We start from the raw sequence: 24716 nt of genomic DNA on the forward strand, positions 1-24716 counted from the left end.
GCAGCATCGAAGGCCATCGCAGGGACGATCGACGAGGCAGGACGCCTCACTCTCCCCGGCCGGTGCCCACACGGCACCGGCCCTTTTTTTCAGCGACGCCGCGCGTCGTCGACGGCCGCCTTCATGCGCGCGATGACGTCGGCGTAGTCCGGTGCATTGAAGATCGCCGAGCCCGCGACGAACGTGTCGGCACCCGCGGCGGCGATCTCGCCGATGTTGTCCGCCTTCACGCCGCCGTCGATCTCCAGCCGCACGTCGCGGCCGCTCGCATCGATCATCGAACGCACGCGGCGCAGCTTGTCCAGCGCGGTGGGAATGAAGGCCTGCCCGCCGAAGCCCGGATTGACGGACATGAGCAGCACCATGTCGATGTCGCCGAGCACGTAGTCGAGCACGTCGACCGGCGTGGCCGGATTGAGCACGATGCCCGCCTGGCAGCCGTGCGAGCGGATCAGCTGCACGGTGCGGTGCACGTGCCGGCTCGCCTCGGGATGGAACGTGATCATCGTGGCGCCCGCAGTGGCGAAATCCGGAACGATGCGGTCGACCGGCTCGACCATCAGGTGCACGTCGATCGGCGCGGTGACGCCGTGCTTGCGCAGCGCCTCGCAGACCAGCGGGCCGATCGTGAGGTTCGGCACGTAGTGGTTGTCCATCACGTCGAAGTGGACCCAGTCCGCGCCCGCACGCAGCACGGCGTCGACTTCCTCGCCGAGCTTCGCGAAGTTGGCGGACAGGATGGACGGGGCGATGACGGTCGGTTGCATGGCGGCTCCTGGAAGTCAGCGGCGCGGCTGGCGCAGCGCGCGGATGCGGTCGTAGGCGGCATTGAGCTCGCGCGCCTTCGCTTCGGCGCGTTCGCGCCGCGCGGGGGTGGCGTTGGCGAAGCGGTCGGGATGGTGCTGCGACATCAGGCGGCGGTAGGCGCGATCGATATCGGCGTCGGCGGCGCTCTCGTCGAGCCCGAAGCTGCGATAGGGATCGTCGCGCAGGCGCAGCCAGTCCGCATCGAAGGCATGGCCGATCAGCAGGCCCAGCAGCGCACCCAGCGGCGGCTCGGCCTTGAACAGCAGCGCGCCCAGCAGGAAGCCGATCGATTTGCCCAGCCACCGGCTCGTGCGCACGCCCGGGTCCACCGCCATTCGGGGCCGGAAGTGTACCTGCAGGGCGCCGGCGGCCGGCGTACACTGCCCGGCCCGCCGCCGCCCGGTGGCCGAGCCCGCGATCGCCGATGCGCCCTTCGCTGCTGACGTCCGACCTCCCCGGCCTTCCCCTGCGCCACCGCGGCAAGGTGCGCGACGTCTTCGACGTGCCCGCCGACCGCCTGCCGCCGGACACCGACGGCGACTGCCTGCTGATCGTCGCCACCGACCGCCTGAGCGCGTTCGACGTGGTGCTGCCCGACCCGATCCCGGGCAAGGGCGAGATGCTCTGCCGCATCAGCAACTTCTGGTTCGGCAAGACCGCGCACATCGTGCCCAACCACCTCACCGGCATCGACGTGGCGAGCGTGCTGCCCGACGGTGTCGACGCGGCGCTGTACGCCGACCGCGCGGTGGTGACCAAGCGGCTGAAGCCGGTGCCGATCGAGTGCATCGCGCGCGGCTACCTCATCGGCAGCGGCTGGAAGGACTACCAGCGCACCGGTCGGGTCTCGGGCATCGCACTGCCGGATGGCCTGCGCCAGGCGGAGAAGCTGGCCGAGCCGATCTTCACCCCGTCGACGAAGGCCGCGGTGGGCGACCACGACGAGAACATCGACTTCGACGCGGCGGTGCGCCTGTGCGGCGCCGAACTCGCCGAAGCCGTGCGCGACGCCACGCTGCGGCTCTACGCATTCGCGGCGGACTACGCCGCGCAGCGCGGCATCCTGCTCGCCGACACCAAGTTCGAATTCGGCACCGACGCCGACGGGCGCCTCTACGTCATGGACGAGATGCTGACGCCGGACTCGTCGCGCTACTGGCCGGCCGATTCCTACGAGGTCGGCACCAGTCCGCCGAGCTACGACAAGCAGTTCGTGCGGGACTACCTGGAAGCGATCGGCTGGGACAAGACGCCGCCGGGCCCGTCGCTGCCGCCCGAGGTGATCGAGAAGACGCGTGCGAAGTACGCGGAAGCGCTCGAGAAGCTCGCGGGGCTGCGGGTCGACTGACGTGGCGGCGTGGCGCTGCCCGGAATGCGGCGCCGACAACGAGGACGCCTTCGACCTCTGCTATGCCTGCGGCACCGGCCGCGACGGCGCGCCTGCCGACGCCGGCTTCCGCCGGGAGGACGCGCCTTCGCCCGATCCGGCGGATCGCCGGCTGGATTGTCTGCGCTGCCACGGCCCCATGCGGTTTACCGCGCGACGCCGCCTCCATGACGGCAGCTGGGCGCGCGAAGCGCTGCTCGGCGAATGGTTCGTCGATCGTCCGGCGTTCGACGTCTACGCCTGCCCGTCCTGCGGCAAGGTCGAACTGTTCCTGCCCGACGCGGCGCGCTGAGCCCGGCGTCGCGCCGGCCGCGGGGCGTCCCGCCGGTGCAACGCCGGGTACCGGCCGCGTGCGGCATCATGAGGGCTCGCCCGCCGCGCCGTCCGCCATGAACGCCACCGCCCGCCCGATCGACCGCTGGTTCGCGAGCTACAGCGACGACCACCGGAACGCCACCAACCAGCGCCTCCATGTCGCCTGCGTGCCTGCGATCCTGTGGAGCGTGATCGCGCTGCTGTGGTGCATCCCGTCGCCCTCGACGATGTTCGAGCCGGGCATCTGGGCCGGCCTCGCGATGTTCGGCGCCGCGATGTTCTACCTGCGCCAGTCGCGGCGCATCGCGATCGGCATGGCGGCGACGTTCCTCGTGTTCGGATTGGTCACCCGCGCGCTGTACGCGACGCTCGGGCCGCGCGACCTCGCCGTCCTTGCCGCGGCGGTGTTCGCGGTCGCGTGGATCGGCCAGTTCGTCGGCCACAAGTTCGAAGGGCGCAAGCCGAGCTTCCTGACCGACCTCACCTACCTGCTCATCGGCCCGGCCTGGGTGCTCGCCAAGCTCTATCGCCGCTTGGGCATCGCCTGGTGACGACGCGCGCGGGCGGCCTCGGCGGTCGTGACCTCGGGTTGGTGCTACTCATCTGCCTCGCGTGGGCGGGCAACTTCCTCACGTCGGCGCTCGCGCTGCGCGAGATCCCGCCGTTCCTGTTCACGGCGCTGCGCTTCGCGATCCTCGGCCTGGCGCTCCTGCCGTTCCTCAAGCGACCGGAATCCGGGCAATGGCCCCGGCTGGTCACCATCGCCCTGTGCCTGGGCCTGCTGCACTTCGGCCTGAGCTTCACCGCGCTCAAGCTGGCCGGCGACCTCGCCTCGCCCGCGATCGTCATGCAGAGTTACGTGCCGATGACCGCGCTGCTCGGCTGGGCCCTGCTCGGCGAGCGCTTCGCCTGGCGCACCGGGCTCGCGATCGCCACGAGCTTCGCGGGCGTGCTGGTGCTCGGTTTCGACCCGATCGTGCTGGAACATCCCGCGTCGCTCATTTCGATGCTGGTGTCCGCGGTGTTCCTCGCGCTCGCCACCGTGCTCATGAAGCGCCTGCGCGGATTGGACGTCTTCAGCCAGCAGGGCTTCATCGCACTGATCAGCGTGCTGCCCCTGCTCGCGGTGAGCCATTTCATCGAGCCCGGTGCGATCGCGCGCCTGTCGCAGGCATCGTGGGTCGCGTGGGCGGGCGCCGCCTATGCCGCGTTCGTGTCCTCGCTGCTCGGGCACGGCCTGTTCTACGTGCTGGTGCGGCGCCATCCCGTTGCAACGGTCACGCCGTGGCTGCTGCTGTCGCCGGTGCTGGCGATCGTGCTCGGCATCGTCTTCTGGGGCGACCGCCCGGGCCCGCGGTTGCTCGTCGGCGGCGCGATGGTGCTCGGCGGCGTACTGATCATCGCCCTCCGCGCGCGGGCGAAGGCCGTGCCGATCATCGTCGAGCCGGAAGAGATCTGACTCAGTCGCGCGGGAACATGGACGCCTTCGGCGCGAATGCACGCGGCGCATAGCCGAAGGCCTCGCGCGCGGGGGCCGCATCGAAGACGAGGTCGCGACGCATCCGCTCGATCGCGGCCTCGCCCACGTCCGCGAAGCCGCGCGAGCGCGCGAGGCGCATGGCAAGCTCGAACACCGGCAGCGGCAGCTCGAGCAGGTGCGCCGGCGGCTCGAGCACACGCAGCACCCGCTGCACCATCTCGCGATACGGCAGGGTCTCGCCGCCGGGCAGGTCGAACGCACGATGGTGCGCCTCGGGCGCAGCGATGCAGTCGGCCGCCGCGGTGGCGAGGTCGGCGACATGCACCGGCTGGCGCAGGCCGTTCGCACGTCGCGGCAACGGGAACCAGCGCACGCGCTGGGCGAGCGTGGCGATGCGGCTCAGCGTGGCATCGCGCGCCGCGCCGTAAACGAGCGTGGGACGCAACACGGTGGCCGCGACGCCGCGGTCGCGCGCGGCGGCGAACAGGCGGTCCTCGGCGAGCCGCAGCCGCTGCGCGACGTCGCGCTCGTCCGGGTCGACCGAGTGCTCCTTGACCCGAACGCTGGTCGAGCCGAACGCGATGACGCGTGTCGCATCGATGCCTGCGCGCGCGTACCAGTGCGAGAACGCATCGAGCGGCCCGCAGCTCAGCACCGCATCGACATGCGCCGGCAACGCGGGCATCGCGTCGAAGCCGCCCTGCAGCCACGTCAGGCCGGGCTCGTCGCGATGCGCGGTGCGCGAGACCGCGGTGACGCGCCAGCCGTCGGCCCGCAACCGCGCGAGCAGCGGCTCGCCGATCTGCCCCGTCGCACCGAAGAGCAGCGCATGCCGCATCAGGCGACGGGCTTCGCCAGCGCCGGCCGCAGCCATGCATAGCCGAGCACGGCCGATACCAGCGAGCCGAGCAGCACGCCGAGCACCGCTTCGTCGTAGCGCAGCGGGTCGTGGTAGGCGAGCGAAGCGATGAACAGGCTCATCGTGAACCCGATGCCGCAGAGCAGGCCGAGGCCGAGCGTGCGCCGCGCATCCATGCCTTCGGGTAGCTGGGCAAGACCCAGCGCACGCAGCGCCAGCGCGGTGCCCGCGATGCCGATCGGCTTGCCGAGCAAGAGCCCGAGGCCGATGCCGAGCGGCAACGGGTCGGCCAACGCGGACAGGCCCAGGCCGTGCAGCGCGAGCCCGGCGTTCGCGAAGGCGAACAGCGGCAGGATCGCGTAGGCCACCCACGGATGCAGCGCATGCTCGAGCGTCTCGAGCGGCGAATGCTCGACTTCGTCGTCGATGTCGTTGCGCGGATCGAGGTGCGGAATCATCAGGCCGGTCGCCACGCCGGCGAGCGTCGCGTGCACGCCCGACTTCAGGACGCAGGCCCACAGCACCACGCCGAGCACGAGGTACGGCGCGAGGGACGTCACCCGCAGGCGCTTGAGCAGGCCCATGGCGAGCAGCGCGACGGCGGCCCAGCCCAACGCGACGAACGACATCCCGTGCGAATAGAAGATCGCGATGATGAGGATGGCGATCAGGTCGTCCACCACCGCGATCGTCGACAGCAGCAGCTTCATGCCGACCGGCACGCGCGAGCCCAGCAGCGCGAGCACGCCGAGCGCGAAGGCGATATCGGTCGCGGTCGGCACCGCCCAGCCGCGCATCGCCGTGGCATCGCCCCGGTTCAGTCCGACGAAGATCAGCGCCGGCAGTGCGACGCCCGCAGCGGCGCAGACCAGGGGCAGCACGAGCTGGTCACGCCGCGCCAGTTGCCCGCTGATCGCCTCGCGCTTGATCTCCAGCGCGACGAGCAGGAAGAAGATCGCCATGAGCCCGTCGTTGATCCACAGCAGCAACGGCTTGTGGATCTCGAAGTCGCCGAAGCGCACCTGCACCGGCAGCTGGCGCATCGACTCGTAAGCCGGGGCGAGCGGCGAATTGGCGAGCAGCATCGCGAGCGCCGCCGCAGCGATCAGCAAGAGCCCGCCCGCCGCCTCGAGGCGGAAGAAATCCATCAGCACGCGCAGCGCGCGTGGCGTACGAGGCGTCGTCTCGGTCTCCATCGCGGCCGAGTATATCGGCCGCGATCCGGACTCAGCCGTGCAGCTGCAGGGCCTCGAAGGCGATCCACGCCGCGAGCAGCACCGCCAGCACCGCGCCCTCGCCCCGCGAGACGCGCATGTCGCCGCGCAGGATCGGCAGCAGCATCACCGCGAAGGCGAACGCGGCCGGCAGCTCGTAGCGCACGAAGGAGCCGGGGATCGCAAGGCCCTGCCCCACGAGCGCCATGCCGCCGAGCACCAGCAGCATGTTGACGAGGCTCGAGCCGATCACGTGCCCGGCGACGAGGTCGCCCTGCCCGCGCCGCGCGGCACCGACGGCGGCGACCATCTCGGGAAGCGCGGTGGCGATCGCGACCGGGAGCAGGCCGGTGAGCAGCGGGCGCAGACCCATCATCTGCCCGACCGCGGGCGCGTGGCGCACCAGCAGCCACGCGCCGTAGCCGAGCAGCAGCGCGGCGAGCACGATGCGCACGACGTTCTGCGCGAGCAGGTCACTGGTCTGCGTGAAGCCTTCGATCTCGGCGCACACCTCGGCGGATTCGTCACGACCGCGCAGGATCTTGAAGGCGATCACGGCGACGAAGGCGAGCACGAGGATCGCGCCGTCGAGCATCGACAGCCGGCCGTCGATCGACATCGCCCAGACAAGCGCGGTCGCGGCCAGCAGCACCAGCAGCAGATGGCCGAGCGAGCGCCAGCGCACGACGAGCGGTGCCGCGATGGCGGCGAACGCGAGCGTCATGCCGACGTTGACGACGTTGCTGCCCACCGCGTTGCCGAGCGCGAGCGGCGCCTGGCCGACGGCGACCGCGTGGAAGTTGACGACGAGCTCGGGGATCGACGTGGCGATCGACACCAGCACGAGGCCGACCGCATACGGCGGCCAGCCGAACCGGCGCGCGAGGCCCGCTGCGCCCTTGACCACGGAATCACCGCCCAGCGCGAGCAGGAGCAGGGCGAGCAGGAACCAGCCGATCGACGATGCCATGGCGTTCTCCTAGGAGCAGCCTTCGCTGTAGTCGACCTGCGGGGCGCGGCCGACGCGCCATGCTGTCACACGGCCGTGCTCGTCCACCTCGAACAGCAGCGCGCGGTCGCTGGCGGCGGTGTCGACGATGCGCAGGTTCTTGCCGCCCGCGACGTATTCGTGCGGCGACTCCTTGACCCGACCGGCGTACAGGCGCCGGATGTCGTCCGCGGCGAGGCCGACGCGGCCGCCGCCCGGGGCATCGGTGTTGGTGCTGCGCACGTCGTAGCGCACGAACCGGCCTTTCTCGAACATCAGGTACGGACCCGCGGCGGTGCCCGCCGGACGCAGGTAGGCGCAGTTGTCGGGCTTGATCGGATCGCCCTGCAGCGTGCCCTTCCACGCGGCGCGCGCTTCGGCCTCGCTCATGCCCAGGCGCAGGTCGCCGTAGCCGTCGAAGCGCGCGGGGCCCGCGTCGATCGGTGCGTTACCGGACGGGTGCGGCTCGCCGACCGCGATGCCGCGCGGCTCGCCAGCGGTCGACGGGGTCGCGGACGGCGCGGCGTCCGTGGCCGGCGCGGCGGTGGGTGCGGGCGTCGCCGGCGTGCTTGCCGCCGCGTCGGCACCGGAGGCCGTCGGCGCATCGGACGCGGCCTCGGGACGGGCGCACGCGGTCACGGCGACGAGGACGGTCAACAGGGCGATCGGCTTCATGTGCGGCTCCGCGGAAGGGCCACGGCAGCCTAGCCGGCGGCCGTGAACCCGTCGCGAAGCGTCAGCGCGCGACGAAGTGCTTCCGCAGCCCGGCCCAGCAGGCCTGGTAGTCGCGCTGGCGGTGCGCGGCATCGATCGCCTGCTGCGTCGGGCGGATCACCATCCGCGTCTCGAACATGAAGGCCATCGTGTCCGTGATGACGTCCGGCTTTGACAGGTCCGCGGCCGACGCCTTCTCGAACGTCGCCGCGTCCGGGCCGTGGCCGGTCATGCAGTTGTGCAGCGAGCAGCCGCCGGGCGCGAAGCCTTCGGCCTTGGCGTCGTACACGCCGTGGATCAGGCCCATGAACTCGCTCGCGATGTTGCGGTGGAACCACGGCGGGCGGAACGTGTCCTGGGCGACGAGCCAGCGCGGCGGGAAGATCGCGAGGTCCATGTTGCCGACGCCGGGCGAATCGCTCGGGCTGGTCAGCACGAGGAAGATCGACGGGTCGGGATGGTCGTAGCTGATCGAGCCGATGGTATTGAAGCGACGCAGGTCGTACTTGCACGGTGCGTGGCTGCCGTGCCAGCCGACCACGTCGATCGGCGAATGACCGATCGACGCGCGCCAAAGAACGCCCTGGAACTTGGCGACGAGTTCGAAGTCGCCTTCGACATCCTCGAACGCGGCGTTCGGCGTGAGGAAGTCGCGCGGGTTCGCGAGGCCGTTGCTGCCGATCGGGCCGAGGTCGGGCAGGCGCAGGAAGGCGCCGAAGTTCTCGCAGACGTAGCCGCGCGCGGCGCCATCGGGCAGCGACACCGCGAAGCGGATGCCGCGCGGGATGATCGCGATCTCCTGCGGCTCGACATCGAGCACGCCGCATTCGGTCTCGATGTGCAGGCGCCCCTGCTGCGGCACGATCAGCAGTTCGCCGTCGGCGTCGTAGAACCAGCGGCCCTGCATGTCGCGGTTGCAGGCGTACAGGTGCACGCCGACGCCGGACTGCGATGCCGCGCTGCCATTACCCGCCATGGTGAACAGGCTGTCCAGGAAATCGACCGCCGCCTCGGCGCCCGGCATCGGCAGCGGGTTCCAGCGCATCTGGTCGGGGCTGACCGGGCCGGTGTCGAAGTCGTTGTGGAGCGTCGATGCGGCCCGACCTTCGTAGCGCTCGAACGGGCCGTGCATGGCGGCGGGCCGGATGCGGTAGAACCAGCTGCGCCGGTTCTGGTGGCGCGGCGCCGTGAAGGCAGTGCCGGAGATCTGTTCGGCATACAGGCCGTGCGGAGCGCGCTGCGGCGAGTTGCGGCCCTCCGGCAGCGTGCCCGCGAGCGCCTCGGTGGCGAATTCGTTGCCGAAGCCGGACTGGTAGCCGGTGGATTCAATCGTCATGTCGATGTGTTGATCCATTAGCAGTTCACTGCTCGTGCAGCCGAGGGCGCACGATTCGAATCGCTTCGAGAGGCTGCGTCGGCGTCAGAGGACACCACGTTTGATTTGGTCGCGCTCGATCGATTCGAACAGCGCCTGGAAGTTGCCTTCGCCGAAGCCCTCGTTGCCCTTGCGCTGGATGATCTCGAAGAAGATCGGGCCGAACGCGTTCTGGGTGAAGATCTGCAGCAGCTTGCGTTCCTTCGTCTCGAGGTCGGCGTCGATCAGGATCGCGTTGCGGCGCAGGCGCTCGACGTCCTCGCCGTGGTTCGGCACGCGATGGTCGATGACGTCGAAGTAGGTGTCCGGCGTGTCGAGGAACAGGATGCCCTTCTCGCGCATGGCCTCGACGGTCGAATAGATGTCGTCGGTGAACAGCGCGATGTGCTGGATGCCCTCGCCGTTGTAGGCGCGCAGGTACTCGTTGATCTGGCTGCGCTCGTCGGACGATTCGTTGAGCGGAATGCGCACGATGCCGTCGGGCGCGGTCATCGCCTTGGACAGCAGGCCGGTCTTGGCGCCCTTGATGTCGAAGTAGCGGATCTCGCGGAAGTTGAACAGGCGCTCGTAGTAGTCGGACCACTTCTGCATGTTCCCGAGGAACAGGTTGTGCGTCAGGTGGTCGATGAAGGTGAGGCCGAAACCCTTCGGGTTGCGCTCCACGCCTTCGTCGAAGACGTAGTCGCCGTACGGATCCACGCCGTCGTCGACCAGGTAGAGCATGCAGTCGCCGATGCCCTTGATCTTCAGCGCGCGCACGGCGCCGTCGAAGTCCACTTCCTCGCCGCCGTGCGCGGTGGCGTGCGCGAGGACTTCGGTGGTGGGCTTCTGGAAGCGGATGGCGAAGCCGCAGGCCGACGGTCCGTGCTCGGCGGCGAACTTCGATGCGAAGGAGTCGGGCTGCTCGTTGAGCAGGAACGTGATCCCGCCCTGGCGGAACAGGGTGATCGCGCGGTCGCGGTGCTTGGCGACGGCGGTGAAGCCGAGGCGCTCGAGGTAGTCGCGCATCGCGCCCCCCTGGCCTTCCGGGGCGGCGAATTCGACGAACTCGAAGCCGTTGATGCCCATCGGGTTATCGAACGTGGTGACCTGCATGCCGAGGTTGGGCTGGGCGCTCATGGGGGTTCTCGCGGAAGTCGATCGGGAGGCGCCGGACTTGCGGCGCATGGCCAAGGCTTTATAGTTTCAGATGAAACTACTTGCAAGGCGCGACGCAGCATGAGCCCCGACCGTGACGCCGCGACCCTCGACCTCGAGCATTTCCTGCCCTACCGGCTGTCGGTGCTGAGCAACCGGGTGAGCGGTGCGATCGCGCGCATGTATTCCGAGCGCTTCGGCCTGGGCGTCACCGAGTGGCGGGTGATGGCGGTGCTCGGCCGTTATCCCGATCTCTCCGCCGGCGAAGTCGCCCAGCGAACCGCGATGGACAAGGTGGCGGTGAGCCGCGCCGTGGCGAGCCTGGCCGAATCCGGCCGCGTGGAACGCGAGACGCACGGCGACGACCGCCGCCGCTCGGTGCTGCGGCTGTCGGAAGCAGGACGCGCGGTGCACGCGGAGATCGCACCGCTCGCGCTGGCCTTCGAGCGCCGCCTGCTGGACGGTATTCCGGCCGCCGAGCGCGACGTGCTGTTCCGGCTGCTCGACCGGCTCGACGAACTGGAACTGCAGGCGGAAGCCGACCTCGGCGCGCGGTAACCTCAAAGAAAAAAGCGGCCCGGAGGCCGCCTTTTTCATCTCGCCGAAGCGACTTACTTCACGCCGGCCATCAGCTTCTGCACGAGCGGCGCGATCAGGAACAGCAGCACGCCGCAGGCCATCAGGATCCAGAAGCCCTGGGTGTAGGCCGACAGCGCCGACGCCGTGGTCATGCCGCCCTCGCCGCTCGCCTCGGCGGCGAACAGGCCCGACAGGTTGTTGCCGATGCCGGTGGAGAGGAACCAGCCGCCCATGCCGAAGCCGACGAGGCGCAGCGGGGCCAGCTTGGTCACCATCGACAGGCCGATCGGGGACAGGCAGAGCTCGCCGATCGACTGGATCACGTAGACCGAGAACAGCGTCCAGAACGGGATCTTCATCGTCGCCGGGTCGACCAGCGAGGACAGCGCGAACATCAGCAGCAGGAAGGCCAGGCCGTTGAACAGGATGCCGAGGCCGAACTTGCGCGGAATCGACGGGTTGGCGCGGCCTAGGCGAATCCAGATCCAGGCGATGATCGGGGCGAGCGTGATGATCGCGATCGAGTTCACCGACTGGAACCAGCCCACCGGGAATTCCCAGCTGCCGAACTGGCGGTCGACGATCTTGTCGGCGAGGAAGTTGAAGCTCGAACCGGCCTGTTCGAAGAACATCCAGAAGACGATGTTGAACAGGAAGATGATCAGCATCGCGATCACCTTGTTGCGCGCGACGCCGCCGTTCTTGATGCCTTCCACCATCAGCAGGCCGCAGAGCGCGACGAACATCGGCATCAGGACGTACCACTGCAGCGTCTTGGCCGGGATGGTGAGGAGGAAATACAGGACCGGGATCGCGACGAGCGCGCCGATCGCGACCATCAGCACCTTGCCCATGCCCTCGTTGCCCGCCGTCGGCAGGCCCACGCCGCGCAGCTGGTGGCGGCCGAACCAGAACCACACGAGGCTGATCAGCATGCCGATGCCGGCGGTGATGAAGACCACGCGGTAGGCCGGCATGTCCGGCGTGCCGAAGATCTTGTCGGCGAGGATGCCGGTCAGGATCGGCGCGATGAACGCACCAGCATTGATGCCCATGTAGAAGATGGTGAAGCCCGAATCGCGGCGCTCGTCGCCCGCGCTGTAGAGCTTGCCGACGAGGGTCGAGATGATCGGCTTGAACAGGCCGTTGCCGACGATGATCGTCGCGAGGCCGAACTTGAAGATGGTCTCGTTGGGCAGCGCCACCATGAAGAGGCCGGCGGCCATGATCACGGCACCCAGCAGGATCGAGCGCTGGTAGCCGATCAGCTTGTCGGCGACCAGACCGCCGAAGATCGCACCGGCGTAGACCAGCGCGAGGTAGGCGCCGTACAGGCGGCCCGCCGGGGCTTCGCCCGCGGGGTTGCCGTCGAAGAACTGCGCCACGATGTAGAGCGTGAGCGCCCAGCGCATCCCGTAGAACGCGAACCGCTCCCAGAACTCGGTCATGAAGAGCATCCACAGCGGACGGGGCTGGCCCATCACCTGCGGGAACTCGGGCGGATCGGTCGGGGGGCCGCCCGCCGCGTGCAGCGGCGGGCCCATCGGTTCGGCGGCGTCGGGAACTTGCGCACTCATTCGGTGATTCCTTGAAACGAGATGGGATGGCGCCGCATCGGGGGCTGCGGAAGCATGCAACCGGCCGAGAATGTCCGAACGCCGAGCGGGGCGTCAAACCGGCGACGGTGCTGCACTGCAGCAGTGTTTAGCAGCCGCGGGTCGGCTGCCCGTGATGGAGCGCCTCACGGCGCCAGGTCGACGCCGATGCGCGTGCGTACCTCGAACAGCTCCGGGAAGAATGTCAGCTCGAGCGCCTGCTTGAGGAAGCCCACGCCGGACGAGCCGCCGGTGCCGCGCTTGAAGCCGATGATCCGCATGACGGTGCGCATATGGCGGAAGCGCCAGAGCTGGAACTGCGTTTCGAGATCCACGAGGTCCTCGCAGAGCTGGTAGGCCGCCCAGTGCGTGGACGGATCCTCGTAGATGCGCTCGATCACGGGCAGCAGGTCGGGATCGGCCACGTGGGTGACGGCCCAGTCCCGCTCGAGGTTGCGCGCCGGCACCGGATGCCCGTGGCGCGCCAGGAAGCGCAACGCCTCGTCGTAGAGGCTCGGCGAATGCAGGGCGGCGTCGAGCATCGCGTGCGCTTCGGCGTCGTGCGCGAAGACCTTCAGCATCGCGGCGTTCTTGTTGCCCAGCAGGAACTCGATCGCGCGGTACTGCAGCGACTGGAAGCCCGAGGACGGCCCGAGGATGTCGCGGAACTTCATGTAGTCCGCCGGCGTGAGAGTTTCCAGCACCGTCCACATCTCGGTGAGCTGGCGGAGGATCGCCTTCACCCGCGCGAAGACCTTCTGGCAGGCGCCGACGTCGTCCGCACGCAGGAAGCCGACCGCCGCACGCAGCTCGTGGATCATGAGCTTCATCCACAGCTCGCTGACCTGGTGCTGGGTGATGAAGAGCAGTTCGTCGTGCTGGGGCGGGTCCGACAGCGGTTCCTGGGCCGACAGCAGGCGGTCGAGCCGCAGGTAGCCGCCGTAGGTCAGGCGACCCTCGAGGTCGGTGTGGACCCCGCTCTCCAGCGGGCGCTCGTTGTTGTGGACGCTCATCTCGGACCTCGTAGCCGGTGCGGAAGCGTAGCCGATGCGCGGAGCGGCCCCGACAGGCGTCACACTTTCGCAACGGAATCGGGGCACAATTCCGGCCGCTTCGCCCGGCTCTGGCCGGGAACGGGCCCCGGACGGGCCCGCCGCATGGGCAGGAGGCCCCGGCGACCGCGCGTCGCCCCCGCCATGGGAGAGGCCCGCGGCGGACCCGGGGGACGCGGCCTCCACCACTGTGGGGAGACAGCATGCATCGCAGTCGTCGACGCCTCGCGGCGTTCGGCCTGGGCCTCTTGGCCCTGGTGGCCGGAAGCGCGCAGGCCCAGGTCGTCATCAGCCAGGTCTACGGCGGCGGCGGCAATTCGAACGCCGCCTATCGCGCGGACTACATCGAACTGCACAACGTCACGTCGTCGCCGCAGAGCGTCGCCGGCTGGTCGGTGCAGTACGCCTCGGCCTCGGGCACGTCGTGGCAGGTCACACCGCTGAGCGGCACGATCCCCGCGGGCGGCTACCTGCTGGTGCGCCAGTTCGACAATACGGCGACCAATGTCGGCGCCCCGGTCGCCGTCTTCGACGTCGCCGGCTCGATCAACATGTCCGGCACGTCGGGCAAGGTCGCGCTCGTCAACTCGACGGCGCCACTGTCGGGCGCGTGCCCCGCGGGCCGCGCCGACCTGGTGGGGTTCGGTACAACGACCTGCTTCGAAGGCGCCGGCGCCGCACCGAGTCCGGCCAGTAACGCGCAGGCCGTCAAGCGCGTCGACGACTGCGTCGACACCGACGCCAACAGCACGGACTTCTCCGCAGCACCGGCGCTGCCGCGCTCGAGCGCGAGCCCGATCAGCTCGTGCACCGGCCCGGTCATGCCGAGCCTGTCGATCACCGATGCGAGCGCGACCGAGGGCGATGCCGGCACGACGCTCGCCACGTTCACGATCGCGTTGACCGCGCCGGCTGGCGCGGGCGGCGTGGCCTTCGACTGGTCGACCGCGGACGGCACGGCGACGGTCGCCGACGGCGATTACCTCGCCACGGGCGGCAGCCTCGTGATCCCGGCCGGCGCCGACCGTGTCGACGTGCAGGTCGCCATCAGCGGCGATACGCGAAGCGAGCCGAACGAAACGTTCTTCGTCAACGTCGTGAACGTCACCGGCGCGACCGTCATCGACGGCCAGGGCGCCGGCACGATCGTCAACGACGACTTCGTGGTCCTGCCGATCGGCCAGGTGCAGGGCGCGGGCGCCGTGTCGCCATATGCCGGCCAGGTGGTCGCCGTGCGCGGCATCGTCACCGGCCGGACCTCGCGCGGTTTCTTCCTGCAGAGCCGCGACGTCGACGCCGACGCCGACCCGACAACGTCGGAAGGCGCGTACGTTTTCCTCAACGCGGCGCCGCCAGCGATCGCGCAGCCCGGACGCTGGCTGACGGTCGAGGCGACAGTCCAGGAGTATGTGCCGTCCACCGATCCCGGCCAGGCGCCGCTGACCGAACTGGTCAACGCCACGTCGATCCTCGCGGTGGACGGCGTCACCTATCCGCTGCCGGCGCCGGTCGACCTCACGCCGTCGTTCCCGTCGCCGGCCGGCGCGCTCGACCAGCTCGAACGGCTCGAAGGCATGCGCGTGCGCGTGCCCGACTTCGTCGCGACGGCCCCGAGCGACGGCTTCAAGACCGAATCGTCCGCGACGTCGTCCACCAATGGCCAGTTCTTCGGCACCGTCTACGGCGTCGCGCGGCCGTTCCGCGAACCGGGCATCCAGGCGCCCGACGCGCCGCCGGCCGGCACCGTGCCGCCGATCCCACGCTGGGACTCCAATCCGGAGGTGTTCTCCGTGGACAGCGACGGCCTGGTCAACACGCCCGCGATCGACGTCGCCAGCGGCGCTCGCATCGCCGATATGACCGGCCCGCTCACCTTCGCGTTCGGCCGCTATCAGATCCTGCCCGACTCGATGGGCGCGGTGACGCCGGGCGCCGCGCCGCGCGCCGCGCAGGCAGCGCCGGCGGGTGCCTTCTCGGTGGCCGGCTACAACATGGAACGCTTCTACGACGAGGTCGACGACCCGGGCGTCAGCGACGTTCGCCTCACCGCCGCCGCAGTGGAGCGCCGGCTGTCGAAGGCCTCGCTCGGCGTACGCGATTTCCTGCGCACGCCCGACATCCTGGCCGTCGTGGAGATGGAGAACCTGTCGGTTCTGCAGCGCGTCGCGGACCGCGTCAACGCCGACGCGACCGCCGCGGGCGCGGCGAACCCTCAGTACGTGCCCTACCTCGTGGAGGGCAACGACGTCGGCGGCATCGACGTCGGCTTCCTCGTCAAGACGGCGCCGGTCGCGCCGGGCACGCCGCGCGTCGAGGTCGTCGACGTGCAGCAGGTCGGCAAGGACACGACGTGGCTGTCGCCGGATGGCCAGACGCAGCTGCTCAACGACCGCCCGCCGCTGCTGCTGCGTGCCGTCGTGCGCTACGCCGACGGCCGCGCGTTCCCGGTGGAGGTCGTCGCGGTGCACCAGCGATCGCTCAATGGCGCTGAGACCGCCGACGCGGCAGGCGATCGCATCCGCGCCAAACGCCAGCGCCAGGCCGAGTTCCTCGCGGCCTTCCTCGACGCCCGCCAGAAGAGCGCCCCCGACACACGCATGGTGGTGCTGGGCGACTTCAACGCCTTCGAGTTCAACGACGGCCTCGCGCACATCATGGGCACCGTCACGGGTGCGCCGGCGGCCGATGCCGAGACGGCCGTGGCCGGCGACGGTGCCGACCTCGTCGAGCCGAACTTCGTCAACCTGACGACGACGGAGCCGCGTGACGAGCGCTACTCGTTCACCTTCGACGGCAATGCGCAGACGCTGGACCACGTGCTCGTCAACGAGGCGATGGTGGTGGCGACCCGCGTGATCAAGGCCGACCACGCGCGCATCAATGCGGACTTCCCCGAGACGAACCGCAACGACGCCTCGTCGCCATCGCGTCTCGCGGACCACGATCCGGTGATCGCCTATTTCGTTCCGCGACGCATCGCGGATCTCGAAGTTTCGGCGCAGGCCGCGCCCGTGGTGGGCGGGCAGCCGCTGCGCTTCGACGTGCGCCTGCGCGACGCCGGTCCCGACCAGGCCGACCGCCCCGGCATCGGCTTCGACCTGGACGCGGAGCTGCCCGGCCTCGCGATCGCCGCGCCGGCCGGCTGGACATGCACACCCAACGCCGTCGCGGCCGGCCGCACCACGGCGACGTGCACGGCCGACGCCCTGGCGGCCGGCGCCGAGGCCGTATTCACCCTCACGACGGACGCGTCATCCGGGCTGCGCGGACGCCCGCTCGTGCTGGTCGCGGCCGCCTCGGGGACCTCGTTCGACCCGGATCCGTCCGACGATGCGGGGAGTGCCCAGATCGCGATCACCGCGTCCGCCGACCTCGGCGTCACGGCCGGCGGCGTGCCGGTCCTTTTCACCACGCTCCGGCAGACCGCCAGCATCGGCGTCACCAACTACGGCGCGGACACGGCGATCGCGCCGCGGCTGCTCGTCACCGGCAACCTGCCGCCCGCCGCGGTGGCGATGACCCCGCCGGCCGGCTGGACGTGCTCGATCGTCGCCATCGGACCGGGCTTCCGCATCACCTGCGACGCGGCACTGCTCGCGCGGGGCCCGGCGGCCGTGCTCGCGCTGCGGCTTGGCCCGGTGCTGCAGCGCACGGCCGACACGCTGGTGATCGACGCGCGCGTGGAGGCGGCGACGCTCGATCCGCGCGCGGACAACGACCGCGCCGTGCTCACCGCGCGGATCATGGGCCCCGTGCGCTGAGGCCACGGCGGGGCGATCTCGGGAAGGCGCGGCTCCGGCCGCGCCTTTTTCTTTGCGCGATGCCGCAGCGCGCAATGCCGCTTAACACCCGCGCCGGTAGAATCCGGGGTTTTCCGACGCACCGGACCCACGGATGACGCTCGCCGCGAGTTTCGAGATCGAATACCTGCAGTACCTCGGCCCGGACGGCACGCCCGTCGCCGAGATCCCCGAAGCCTTCCGCGACGCCTCCGCGTTGCTGCCGCTGTTCAAGCAGATGCTGTTCGTGCGCACCTTCGACACGAAGGCGATCGCGCTGCAGCGCACCGGCAAGCTGGGCACCTACGCCGCCTGCCTCGGCCACGAGGCCACCCACGTCGGCATCGGCGCCTCGATGCGTCCCGAGGATGTGTTCGCGCCGAGCTACCGCGAGTACGGCGCGCAGTTCATGCGCGGCGTGAAGCCGCGCGAGGTCCTGATGTACTGGGGCGGCGACGAGCGCGGCAACGACTTCTCCGGCGCGAAGCACGACTACCCGTGGTGCGTGCCGATCTCGACGCAGTGCCTGATGGCGTCGGGCGCCGCGCTCGCCTTCAAGCTGCGCGGCGAGCCGCGGGTGGCCGTGGCCTGCTGCGGCGACGGCGGCTCCTCGAAAACCGACTTCTACGCCGGCCTCAATGCGTCCGGCGCGTTCACCTCACCGCTCGTGCTGTGCGTGATCAACAATGGCTGGGCGATCTCGGTGCCGCGCGGCGCGCAGACCGGCGCCGCCACCCTCGCCCAGAAGGGCCTCGCCGGCGGCCTGTACTGCCTGCAGGTCGACGGCAACGACCTGATCGCCGTGCTCGAAGCGATGCGGCGCGCCACCGAACGCGCGCGCAGCGGCCAGGGCGGCAGCGTCATCGAGTTCATGACCTATCGCCTGCACGACCACACCACCGCGGATGACGCGCGCCGCTACCGCGGCGAGCAGGAAGTGAAGGACGCCTGGACGCGCGAGCCGTTCATCCGCCTGCGCAAGTATCTGGTCGACCAGGGCGTCTGGAGCGACGCGCAGGAAAAGGCCTGGATCGAGGAATGCGGCCCGGTGGTCGACACCGAGATCAACGCCTACCTCGAGACGCCGGTGCAGCCGGTGGAAGCGATGTTCGACTACCTCTACGCCGAACTGCCGGAGGACCTCCGCGCGCAACGCGACTTCGCCATCGCGCAGGAGGGCCGTCGATGAACGCGCAGGTCAAGCCCGATTCCAACGCGATCACCCTCATCGAGGCGATCACCCAGGCGCTCGCCTACGAGATGCGCAACGACCCGTCGGTCGTCGTGCTCGGCGAGGACGTCGGCGTCAACGGCGGCGTGTTCCGCGCCACCGCCGGCCTGCATGCGCAATTCGGTTCGCAGCGCGTGATCGATACGCCGCTCGACGAGACGACGATCGCCGGCCTCACCGTCGGCATGGCCTCGCAGGGCATGCGCCCGGTGGCCGAGGCGCAGTTCGACGGCTTCATGTACCCGATGGTCGACTTCCTCGTCTGCCACGCCGCGCGCATGCGCTACCGCACGCGCGGCCGCCTGACGTGCCCGATGGTGCTGCGCGTGCCGTGGGGCGGTGGCATCCGCGCGCCGGAGCACCACTCGGAGGCCAACGAGGCGATCTTCACCAACGTGCCGGGCCTGCGCGTGGTGATGCCGTCGTCGCCGCAGCGCGCTTACGGCATGCTGCTGTCGGCGATCCGCGACCCGGATCCGGTCATCTTCTTCGAGCCCAAGCGCATCTACCGCCAGTACAAGGAAGTGGTCGCCGACGACGGCGAGGCCCTGCCGCTCGACGTCTGCTACGTGCTGCGCGACGGCACCGACATGACGCTCGTCACGTGGGGCGCGCAGGTCAAGGAAACGCTCGAGGCCGCCGAGAAGCTCGCGGGCGAAGGCATCAGCTGCGAGGTCATCGACGTCGCCACGCTGCGCCCGCTCGACTTCGCGACGATCGCCGAGTCCGTCGCCAAGACCGGCCGCTGCGTGATCGTGCACGAAGCCCCGAAAACCGCGGGCTTCGGTGCCGAGATCGCCGCGCGCCTCGCCGAGGAGTCGATGTTCGACCTGCTCGCGCCCGTCGAGCGCGTCACCGGCTACGACACGCACATCCCGCTGTTCCGCCTCGAGATGAAGTACCTCCCGAGCGTGGACCGCATCGTCGCCGCCGCCAGGCGCGCGATGGCGGCCGGCTGACCGACTTCCAGGACGAACGAATGAGCCAGACCAAGACTTTCCTGCTGCCCGACCTCGGCGAAGGCCTGCCGGACGCGACCATCGTCGAGTGGTACGTCAAGGAAGGCGACGTGATCCGCCTCGACGACAACCTCGTCTCGATGGAAACGGCCAAGGCCGTCGTCGACGTGCCCTCGCCGGTCTCCGGCAAGGTGCTGAAGCTCTCCGGCGGCGCCGGCGACGTGGTCGTGACCGGCACGATGCTCGCGGTGTTCGAGGTCGATCCCTCGATGCCGCAACGTGCCGAAGGCCAGGACACCGGCCACCACCACGGCGGCGGCCATGCCGCCGCCGAGACGCACGGCGGCGCGGGCACCGCGTCCAACGCACCCGGTCCGGGCCACAAGGTCATCGCCTCCGACGAGGGCGGCGTGCTGCGCGACGATGCGAAGCCGGCGCCGAAGGGCGAGCCCGGCAACGAGCGTGCCGATGCCGGCACGGTGGTCGGCGCCATGCAGTCCTCCGACGCGGTGCGCAGCGAGGCCGCGGTGGCGGTCGGCGGCGTCAAGGCGATGCCGGCCGTGCGCGCGCTGGCGCGCAAGCTCGGCGTCGACCTATCGCGCGTGCGGCCGAGCGGGGTCGAAGGCGTGGTGACGATGGACGACGTGAAGCGTGCGGCGGCCGACGGCTCCGCGCGCGCCGGCCAGGGCGGCGGCGCGCCGCGTGCGGCCGATCGCGCGGCGATGGTCGCCCCGCAACCGCAGGCGGCCGCGCCACAGCAGGCGCAGCGCAGCACGATGTCGCAGTCCGGCAAGCCGATGCGTACGCAGCCGCCGGGCGTCGCGGCGACGGGTCAGCCCGAGCAGCTCAAGGGCGTTCGCCGCAACATGGCGCGCGTCATGGCCGATGCGCATGCGAAGGTCGTCCCGACCACGCTCGTCGACGACGCCGACCTGCATGCCTGGATCGGCAAGCAGGACATCACCGCACGCCTCGTGCGCTCGATCGTCGCCGCGTGCAAGGCGGTGCCCGCGCTCAATGCCTGGTTCGACGGCGAGAGCCTCACACGCACGCTGCATCCGCACGTCGACATCGGCATCGCGGTCGACACCGACGACGGCCTGTTCGTGCCCGCGCTGCGCAATGCGGACATGCTCGACGGCGGCGGCATCCGCACCGCGATCCAGCGCCTGCGCGCGCAGGTGGGCGATCGATCGATCCCGCCGAGCGAACTCTCGGGCTACACGATCTCGCTGTCGAACTTCGGCATGTTCGCCGGCCGCTATGCGACGCCGGTCGTCGTGCCGCCGTGCGTGGCGATCGTCGGCGCCGGCAAGCTCTGCCACGACGTCGTCGCGGTGATGGGCGGCATCGAGGTGCATCGCCGCATGCCGATCTCGCTCACCTTCGATCACCGCGCCTGCACCGGCGGCGAGGCGGCGCGCTTCCTCAAGGCGCTGCTGGACGACCTGTCCGCGCCGCAGTAATCGCCGAGGCGACGATCCCGACGGGCGCCTCCGGGCGCCCGTCTTCGTTTGACGCACGGGATTCGGGGATCCACGGCCGTGCGCGGCGACGCGCGGACGACCGGTGCCGAGCCCGATCCGCGCTCCGGTAGGCTCGACGGTTTCGGAACGGACCCGACACCATGGCGCACCGCAGCCGCCTCGCCGGTTTCATCATCGACTGCAATTCGCCCGACCTCGACAGCGCCGCGCGGTTCTGGAGCGGCGCGCTCGGCCTGCCCGTCGGGGACGCCGACGCCGGCGACACGCCCGGCACCTACCAGCAGTTCGGCGACACGCCCGGCGGCCTGCATATCGAGGTGCAGAAGGTCGAGCACCACTCCCGTGTCCACCTCGACATCGAGGCCGACGACGTGGATGCGGAGGCCGCGCGGCTGGAAGCCCTCGGCGCCCGGAAGATCGCCTTCGTGAAGCGCTGGTGGGTGATGGAAGCGCCCACCGGGCAGCGCTTCTGCGTGGTGCGGATGCGCGAGGACGCGACCCGGGGCCCGGCCAACGATTGGCCCTGATCCGCGGAGCCGGTGGCGGCGCGCCGCTACAATCGCGCGCCGCCCCCATGAGCGATCGCATGCGCCGCCTCCTGTTCGTCTGCGTCGAGAACTCCAATCGCAGCCAGATGGCCGAAGCCTTCGCGCGCATGCACGGCGGCGGCGACGTCGAGGCATCGAGCGCCGGCTCGCGGCCGTCCGGCCGGATCAACCCAAAGGCCGTGCGTTTCATGGCCGAGCGCGGCTACGACCTGACGACGCATGCCTCGAAATCGCTCGACGAGGTCACCGGGGAATTCGACGTGGTCGTGACCATGGGCTGCGGGGACGACTGCCCGTGGGTACCGGCGAAGCGTCGCGAGGACTGGGCACTGCCGGACCCGCGCGACATGGACGACGACGGCTACCGGGCGGTGCGCGACGACATCGAGGCGCGGGTCCAGGCCCTGCTGGCCGCGCCGTGACGCTGCCGCGCCGCCTGCTGGCCGAGTTCCTCGGCAGCCTGTTGCTGCTCGCGACCGTCGTGGGCTCCGGGACGATGGGCATGGACCTGTCGGACGGCAACCGCGGCGTGGCGCTGCTCGCCAATGCGGGCGCGACGGCTGGGATGCTGTACGTGCTCATCGCGCTGCTCGGCCCGGTGTCGGGCGCGCATTTCAATCCCGCGGTATCGATGGTGGCGTGGCTGCGGCGCGAGCTGCGCGGCCTCGACTTCGCGGGCTACGTGATCGCGCAGGTCGCCGGCGCCGTGGCCGGGGTCGTGCTCGCGCACCTCATGTTCGGGCTCGACGTCGTGCAGTGGGGCGACCACGCGCGCGCGGGTGGGGCGCAGTGGCTCAGCGAGGGCGTCGCGACCGCGGGCCTCGTGCTCACGATCCTGCTGGGCGTGCGTCATCGCGCGGCTTCGGTGCCGGCGCTCGTCGCGGCCTACATCTTCGCGGCCTACTGGTTCACCGCGAGCACGTCGTTCGCGAACCCGGCGGTGACCCTCGCGCGTTCGATCACGCGCACGTTTGCGGGCATCCGCCCGGACGACGTGCCGGGCTTCGTGCTGGCGCAGGTCTCGGGTGCACTGCTCGGCCTCGCGCTCGCACGTGCGCTGCTGCCGCGCGCTGCGGCAGACTGAGCGGAACCGACCGGAGACGCCGATGCATCCGTCCGATACTTCGTTCTACGCCGGCTGGGGCACGCTCGCGCTGGTCAACGCCGGGCTGGCGCAGGGCAAGGGCCGCAGCGGATTCCTGTGGTTCGTCGGCTCGCTGGTGCTCGGGCCGCTCGCCACGCTGCTGATCGTCGTGCTGCCTGCCACGCCGCAGCGCGCCTGAGGCGGCACGCGCGGCCGGTCGCTCAGTACGCGAATTCGCGGAACACCGGCTCGACGCTGCCGTTCCACGCGCCGTGGAAGAGCTCGAGCTTGCGCTCGGCCGCCGTCGTTCCGCTCTCCACGATGTCGACCAGCGGTGCGAGGAAGATCGATTCGTCGACGCCGTTGTCGTTGAGACGTGCACGACGCTGCAGTCCGGCGGCCGCGATCTTCAGCGACTCCCGCGCGAGGTCGAGCGCGGTGCCGCCGCGGAACGGGAGTTTCAGCGCCTGTTTCGGCACGCCGCCGCGCAGCGCATGGCGCTCCTCGAGCGAGAAGTCCTTGACGAGGTCCCACGCCGCGTCCAGTGCAGCGTCGTCGTACAGCAGGCCGACCCAGTACGCGGGCAGCGCGCAGATGCGGTTCCACGGGCCGGAGTCCGCGCCACGCATCTCCAGGTATTTCTTGAGCCGCACTTCCGGGAAGGCCGTCGTCATGTGGTCCGCCCAGTCCTTCATCGTCGGGCGGAAGCCCGGGCGCGCGGGGAGCCGGCCGTTCATGTAGTCGCGGAACGACTGGCCGCTCGCATCGATGTAGGTGCCGTCGCGGTAGACGAAGTACATCGGCACGTCGAGCAGGTAGTCGGTGTAGCGCTCGTAGCCGAAGCCGTCCTCGAACACGAAGTCGAGCAGGCCGGTGCGATCGTTGTCCGTATCCGTCCAGATCTGCGAGCGGTACGACAGGAAGCCGTTGGGCGTGCCTTCGGTGAACGGCGAATCGGCGAACAGCGCCGTGGCGATCGGCTGCAGCGCGAGCGAGACGCGGAACTTCTTCACCATGTCCGCCTCGGACGCGACATCGAGGTTGACCTGCACCGTGCAGGTACGCGTCATCATGTCGAGGCCGAGCGTGCCGACCTTCGGCATGTACTCGCGCATGATCCTGTAGCGGCCCTTCGGCATCCACGGCATCTCGTCGCGGCGCCACTTCGGCTGGAAGCCCATGCCGAGGAAGCCCAGGCCCATCGGCTCGGCGACGCTGCGCACCTCGCGCAGGTGCGTGCCGGTTTCGCGACAGGTCTCGTGCAGCGTTTCCAGCGGCGCGCCCGACAGTTCCAGCTGGCCGGCCGGCTCGAGCGAGACCGATGCGTCGTCCCGCGTCAGGGCGATGACGCGCCCCTTCTCCTCGACGGGCGTCCAGCCGAACGGCACGAGGCCCTTCAGCAACGCCTCGATGCCGCGCTCGCCGTCGAAGGTCGGTGCGCGCAGGTCGTCGGTGCGGAAGCCGAACTTCTCGTGCTCGGTGCCGATGCGCCAGTCCTCGCGCGGACGCACGCCCGAGGCGAGGAACTCGACGAGCGCGTCGCGCGACTCGACCTCGACATCCTGGACGTGGCTGGGACCGGACACGCGCACCTCGCTCGTCCCGCGGCGCGGGAGGGCGGCCAGTCTAGCCGGCGTCAGGACGGCGGACGTCGCACCGGCCGTGCGTCTGCGTTGCGCCCATGGAGGCAGCCGCCCGCACGCCTAGAATGCGTCGATGCCGCCCCGCCCCGCCCGCCGCCTGCCGCGCCTGTTCGCCGGGCTGGCGCTCGCCCCGCTGTTCGCGTCGGCGGCGCCGGCGACGCTGGAGCGCGGCAACGGCCCGGAGCCGTCCACGCTCGATGCGCACAAGTGCCAGGAAGTCGCCTGCGGCAACGTGCTGCGCGACCTCTACGAAGGCTTGGTGACCGAGGACGCGCGCGGCCGGCTGGTGCCGGGCATGGCCGAGCGATGGCGCGTCTCCGCCGACGGCCGCACGTGGACGTTCACGCTGCGACCGGGGCTGCGCTGGAGCGACGGGCGCGCGCTCGACGCACCGCAGGTGGTCGCGAGTTTCCGCCGCGCGTTCGCGCCCGCCACCGCCGCACCCTTCGGCGAGCTGTTCGACGCGCTGCACAATGCGCAGGC

25 protein-coding genes are annotated in these 24716 nt (G+C 70.4%); 14 read left to right on the top strand and 11 right to left on the bottom strand.

All coding sequences use genetic code 11. The features are described 5' to 3' along the window. Positions 1–89: 89 nt before the first annotated feature. Together rpe and ACY35P_RS01790 are read right to left on the bottom strand one after the other, a co-directional pair. Complete coding sequence (rpe, locus tag ACY35P_RS01785; RefSeq protein WP_462114105.1) at positions 90–767, bottom strand: ribulose-phosphate 3-epimerase; 678 nt, start codon at positions 765–767, stop codon at positions 90–92. Positions 768–782: 15 nt separating this feature from the next. Beyond that, the gene (locus ACY35P_RS01790) at positions 783–1124 is read right to left on the bottom strand and encodes a J domain-containing protein (RefSeq protein ID WP_462114106.1); all 342 of its coding nucleotides are present in this window, start codon (positions 1122–1124) and stop codon (positions 783–785) included. Positions 1125–1231: 107 nt separating this feature from the next. Here ACY35P_RS01790 and ACY35P_RS01795 point away from each other — a divergent pair, with 107 nt between their 5' ends. The 4 genes from ACY35P_RS01795 to ACY35P_RS01810 all read left to right on the top strand — a co-directional run bounded on the left by ACY35P_RS01795 (position 1232) and on the right by ACY35P_RS01810 (position 3968). Next, positions 1232–2155 (top strand): phosphoribosylaminoimidazolesuccinocarboxamide synthase, encoded by a 924-nt coding sequence (locus ACY35P_RS01795; protein WP_462114107.1) that lies wholly within the window; start codon positions 1232–1234, stop codon positions 2153–2155. 1 nt (position 2156) lies between these two features. Further along, on the top strand, positions 2157–2486 hold the full coding sequence (locus ACY35P_RS01800; RefSeq protein ID WP_462114108.1) for a DUF7577 domain-containing protein: 330 nt from the start codon (positions 2157–2159) through the stop codon (positions 2484–2486). A gap of 97 nt (positions 2487–2583) precedes the next feature. Further along, entirely contained in the window at positions 2584–3060 is a 477-nt protein-coding gene (locus ACY35P_RS01805) for an Mpo1 family 2-hydroxy fatty acid dioxygenase (RefSeq protein ID WP_462114109.1), read from the top strand. Further along, positions 3057–3968, top strand: a complete 912-nt coding sequence (locus tag ACY35P_RS01810; RefSeq protein ID WP_462114110.1) for a DMT family transporter — start codon at positions 3057–3059, stop codon at positions 3966–3968. Before ACY35P_RS01805 ends, ACY35P_RS01810 begins: the two co-directional genes overlap by 4 nt. Before the next feature lies 1 nt (position 3969). On the opposite strand, the gene ACY35P_RS01815 is transcribed toward ACY35P_RS01810, so the two are convergent. The 6 genes from ACY35P_RS01815 to hppD all read right to left on the bottom strand — a co-directional run bounded on the left by ACY35P_RS01815 (position 3970) and on the right by hppD (position 10258). After that, a complete protein-coding gene (locus ACY35P_RS01815) occupies positions 3970–4827 on the bottom strand; it encodes an NAD-dependent epimerase/dehydratase family protein (RefSeq protein ID WP_462114111.1) in 858 nt (285 codons plus the stop codon). Next, complete coding sequence (gene nhaA / locus ACY35P_RS01820; protein ID WP_462114112.1) at positions 4827–6044, bottom strand: Na+/H+ antiporter NhaA; 1218 nt, start codon at positions 6042–6044, stop codon at positions 4827–4829. The genes ACY35P_RS01815 and nhaA overlap by 1 nt, the downstream gene beginning before the upstream one ends. Before the next feature lie 31 nt (positions 6045–6075). Continuing rightward, positions 6076–7032: a sodium:calcium antiporter gene (locus ACY35P_RS01825; protein WP_462114113.1), complete on the bottom strand. Its 957-nt coding sequence runs from the start codon at positions 7030–7032 to the stop codon at positions 6076–6078. Between the two features lie 9 nt (positions 7033–7041). After that, positions 7042–7725 carry a lectin gene (locus tag ACY35P_RS01830; RefSeq protein ID WP_462114114.1) on the bottom strand — a complete coding sequence of 228 codons (684 nt, stop codon included), beginning with the start codon at positions 7723–7725 and terminating at the stop codon, positions 7042–7044. A 61-nt stretch (positions 7726–7786) separates the two neighbouring features. After that, complete coding sequence (hmgA, locus tag ACY35P_RS01835; RefSeq protein WP_462114115.1) at positions 7787–9100, bottom strand: homogentisate 1,2-dioxygenase; 1314 nt, start codon at positions 9098–9100, stop codon at positions 7787–7789. A gap of 84 nt (positions 9101–9184) precedes the next feature. Continuing rightward, the gene (gene hppD, locus ACY35P_RS01840) at positions 9185–10258 is read right to left on the bottom strand and encodes a 4-hydroxyphenylpyruvate dioxygenase (RefSeq protein ID WP_462114116.1); all 1074 of its coding nucleotides are present in this window, start codon (positions 10256–10258) and stop codon (positions 9185–9187) included. Positions 10259–10357: 99 nt separating this feature from the next. On the opposite strand from hppD, the gene ACY35P_RS01845 reads away from it, so the two are divergent. After that, a complete protein-coding gene (locus ACY35P_RS01845; RefSeq protein ID WP_462114117.1) occupies positions 10358–10834 on the top strand; it encodes a MarR family winged helix-turn-helix transcriptional regulator in 477 nt (158 codons plus the stop codon). A gap of 53 nt (positions 10835–10887) precedes the next feature. Here ACY35P_RS01845 and ACY35P_RS01850 read toward each other — a convergent pair whose 3' ends face one another. Then, positions 10888–12399 carry a peptide MFS transporter gene (locus ACY35P_RS01850; RefSeq protein WP_462114133.1) on the bottom strand — a complete coding sequence of 504 codons (1512 nt, stop codon included), beginning with the start codon at positions 12397–12399 and terminating at the stop codon, positions 10888–10890. A 197-nt stretch (positions 12400–12596) separates the two neighbouring features. After that, on the bottom strand, positions 12597–13463 hold the full coding sequence (locus ACY35P_RS01855; protein ID WP_462114118.1) for a tryptophan 2,3-dioxygenase: 867 nt from the start codon (positions 13461–13463) through the stop codon (positions 12597–12599). Positions 13464–13705: 242 nt separating this feature from the next. Here ACY35P_RS01855 and ACY35P_RS01860 point away from each other — a divergent pair, with 242 nt between their 5' ends. The 8 genes from ACY35P_RS01860 to ACY35P_RS01895 all read left to right on the top strand — a co-directional run bounded on the left by ACY35P_RS01860 (position 13706) and on the right by ACY35P_RS01895 (position 22789). Further along, a complete protein-coding gene (locus tag ACY35P_RS01860) occupies positions 13706–17263 on the top strand; it encodes a lamin tail domain-containing protein (protein ID WP_462114119.1) in 3558 nt (1185 codons plus the stop codon). Positions 17264–17396: 133 nt separating this feature from the next. After that, positions 17397–18470, top strand: coding sequence for a pyruvate dehydrogenase (acetyl-transferring) E1 component subunit alpha (gene pdhA, locus ACY35P_RS01865; protein WP_462114120.1), 1074 nt, complete (start codon positions 17397–17399; stop codon positions 18468–18470). Further along, positions 18467–19471, top strand: coding sequence for an alpha-ketoacid dehydrogenase subunit beta (locus ACY35P_RS01870; RefSeq protein WP_462114121.1), 1005 nt, complete (start codon positions 18467–18469; stop codon positions 19469–19471). The genes pdhA and ACY35P_RS01870 overlap by 4 nt, the downstream gene beginning before the upstream one ends. 20 nt (positions 19472–19491) lie before the next feature. Further along, positions 19492–20937 (top strand): dihydrolipoamide acetyltransferase family protein, encoded by a 1446-nt coding sequence (locus ACY35P_RS01875; RefSeq protein ID WP_462114122.1) that lies wholly within the window; start codon positions 19492–19494, stop codon positions 20935–20937. A 161-nt stretch (positions 20938–21098) separates the two neighbouring features. Beyond that, positions 21099–21485, top strand: coding sequence for a VOC family protein (locus ACY35P_RS01880; RefSeq protein WP_462114123.1), 387 nt, complete (start codon positions 21099–21101; stop codon positions 21483–21485). Between the two features lie 59 nt (positions 21486–21544). After that, positions 21545–21928 (top strand): arsenate reductase ArsC, encoded by a 384-nt coding sequence (locus ACY35P_RS01885; RefSeq protein ID WP_462114124.1) that lies wholly within the window; start codon positions 21545–21547, stop codon positions 21926–21928. Beyond that, positions 21925–22590 carry an aquaporin gene (locus ACY35P_RS01890; protein ID WP_462114125.1) on the top strand — a complete coding sequence of 222 codons (666 nt, stop codon included), beginning with the start codon at positions 21925–21927 and terminating at the stop codon, positions 22588–22590. The genes ACY35P_RS01885 and ACY35P_RS01890 overlap by 4 nt, the downstream gene beginning before the upstream one ends. 22 nt (positions 22591–22612) lie before the next feature. Continuing rightward, positions 22613–22789: a hypothetical protein gene (locus ACY35P_RS01895; protein WP_462114126.1), complete on the top strand. Its 177-nt coding sequence runs from the start codon at positions 22613–22615 to the stop codon at positions 22787–22789. Positions 22790–22811: 22 nt separating this feature from the next. On the opposite strand, the gene ACY35P_RS01900 is transcribed toward ACY35P_RS01895, so the two are convergent. After that, positions 22812–24176 (bottom strand): glutamate--cysteine ligase, encoded by a 1365-nt coding sequence (locus tag ACY35P_RS01900; protein WP_462114127.1) that lies wholly within the window; start codon positions 24174–24176, stop codon positions 22812–22814. A 130-nt stretch (positions 24177–24306) separates the two neighbouring features. Between ACY35P_RS01900 and ACY35P_RS01905 the strand changes: the two genes are divergently transcribed. Further along, on the top strand, positions 24307–24716 hold a 410-nt coding region (locus ACY35P_RS01905; protein ID WP_462114128.1), incomplete at its 3' end, for an ABC transporter substrate-binding protein.

Source organism: Lysobacter xanthus (assembly GCF_047159895.1).

Coding starts and splice junctions, on each gene's coding strand:
- rpe (WP_462114105.1), bottom strand. CDS start 767: ATGCAACCGACCGTCATCGCCCCGTCCATCCTGTCCGCCAACTTCGCG.
- ACY35P_RS01795 (WP_462114107.1), top strand. CDS start 1,232: ATGCGCCCTTCGCTGCTGACGTCCGACCTCCCCGGCCTTCCCCTGCGC.
- ACY35P_RS01805 (WP_462114109.1), top strand. CDS start 2,584: ATGAACGCCACCGCCCGCCCGATCGACCGCTGGTTCGCGAGCTACAGC.
- ACY35P_RS01815 (WP_462114111.1), bottom strand. CDS start 4,827: ATGCGGCATGCGCTGCTCTTCGGTGCGACGGGGCAGATCGGCGAGCCG.
- nhaA (WP_462114112.1), bottom strand. CDS start 6,044: ATGGAGACCGAGACGACGCCTCGTACGCCACGCGCGCTGCGCGTGCTG.
- ACY35P_RS01825 (WP_462114113.1), bottom strand. CDS start 7,032: ATGGCATCGTCGATCGGCTGGTTCCTGCTCGCCCTGCTCCTGCTCGCG.
- ACY35P_RS01830 (WP_462114114.1), bottom strand. CDS start 7,725: ATGAAGCCGATCGCCCTGTTGACCGTCCTCGTCGCCGTGACCGCGTGC.
- hmgA (WP_462114115.1), bottom strand. CDS start 9,100: ATGACGATTGAATCCACCGGCTACCAGTCCGGCTTCGGCAACGAATTC.
- hppD (WP_462114116.1), bottom strand. CDS start 10,258: ATGAGCGCCCAGCCCAACCTCGGCATGCAGGTCACCACGTTCGATAAC.
- ACY35P_RS01845 (WP_462114117.1), top strand. CDS start 10,358: ATGAGCCCCGACCGTGACGCCGCGACCCTCGACCTCGAGCATTTCCTG.
- ACY35P_RS01850 (WP_462114133.1), bottom strand. CDS start 12,399: ATGGGCCCGCCGCTGCACGCGGCGGGCGGCCCCCCGACCGATCCGCCC.
- ACY35P_RS01855 (WP_462114118.1), bottom strand. CDS start 13,463: ATGAGCGTCCACAACAACGAGCGCCCGCTGGAGAGCGGGGTCCACACC.
- ACY35P_RS01860 (WP_462114119.1), top strand. CDS start 13,706: ATGCATCGCAGTCGTCGACGCCTCGCGGCGTTCGGCCTGGGCCTCTTG.
- pdhA (WP_462114120.1), top strand. CDS start 17,397: ATGACGCTCGCCGCGAGTTTCGAGATCGAATACCTGCAGTACCTCGGC.
- ACY35P_RS01870 (WP_462114121.1), top strand. CDS start 18,467: ATGAACGCGCAGGTCAAGCCCGATTCCAACGCGATCACCCTCATCGAG.
- ACY35P_RS01875 (WP_462114122.1), top strand. CDS start 19,492: ATGAGCCAGACCAAGACTTTCCTGCTGCCCGACCTCGGCGAAGGCCTG.
- ACY35P_RS01880 (WP_462114123.1), top strand. CDS start 21,099: ATGGCGCACCGCAGCCGCCTCGCCGGTTTCATCATCGACTGCAATTCG.
- ACY35P_RS01885 (WP_462114124.1), top strand. CDS start 21,545: ATGCGCCGCCTCCTGTTCGTCTGCGTCGAGAACTCCAATCGCAGCCAG.
- ACY35P_RS01895 (WP_462114126.1), top strand. CDS start 22,613: ATGCATCCGTCCGATACTTCGTTCTACGCCGGCTGGGGCACGCTCGCG.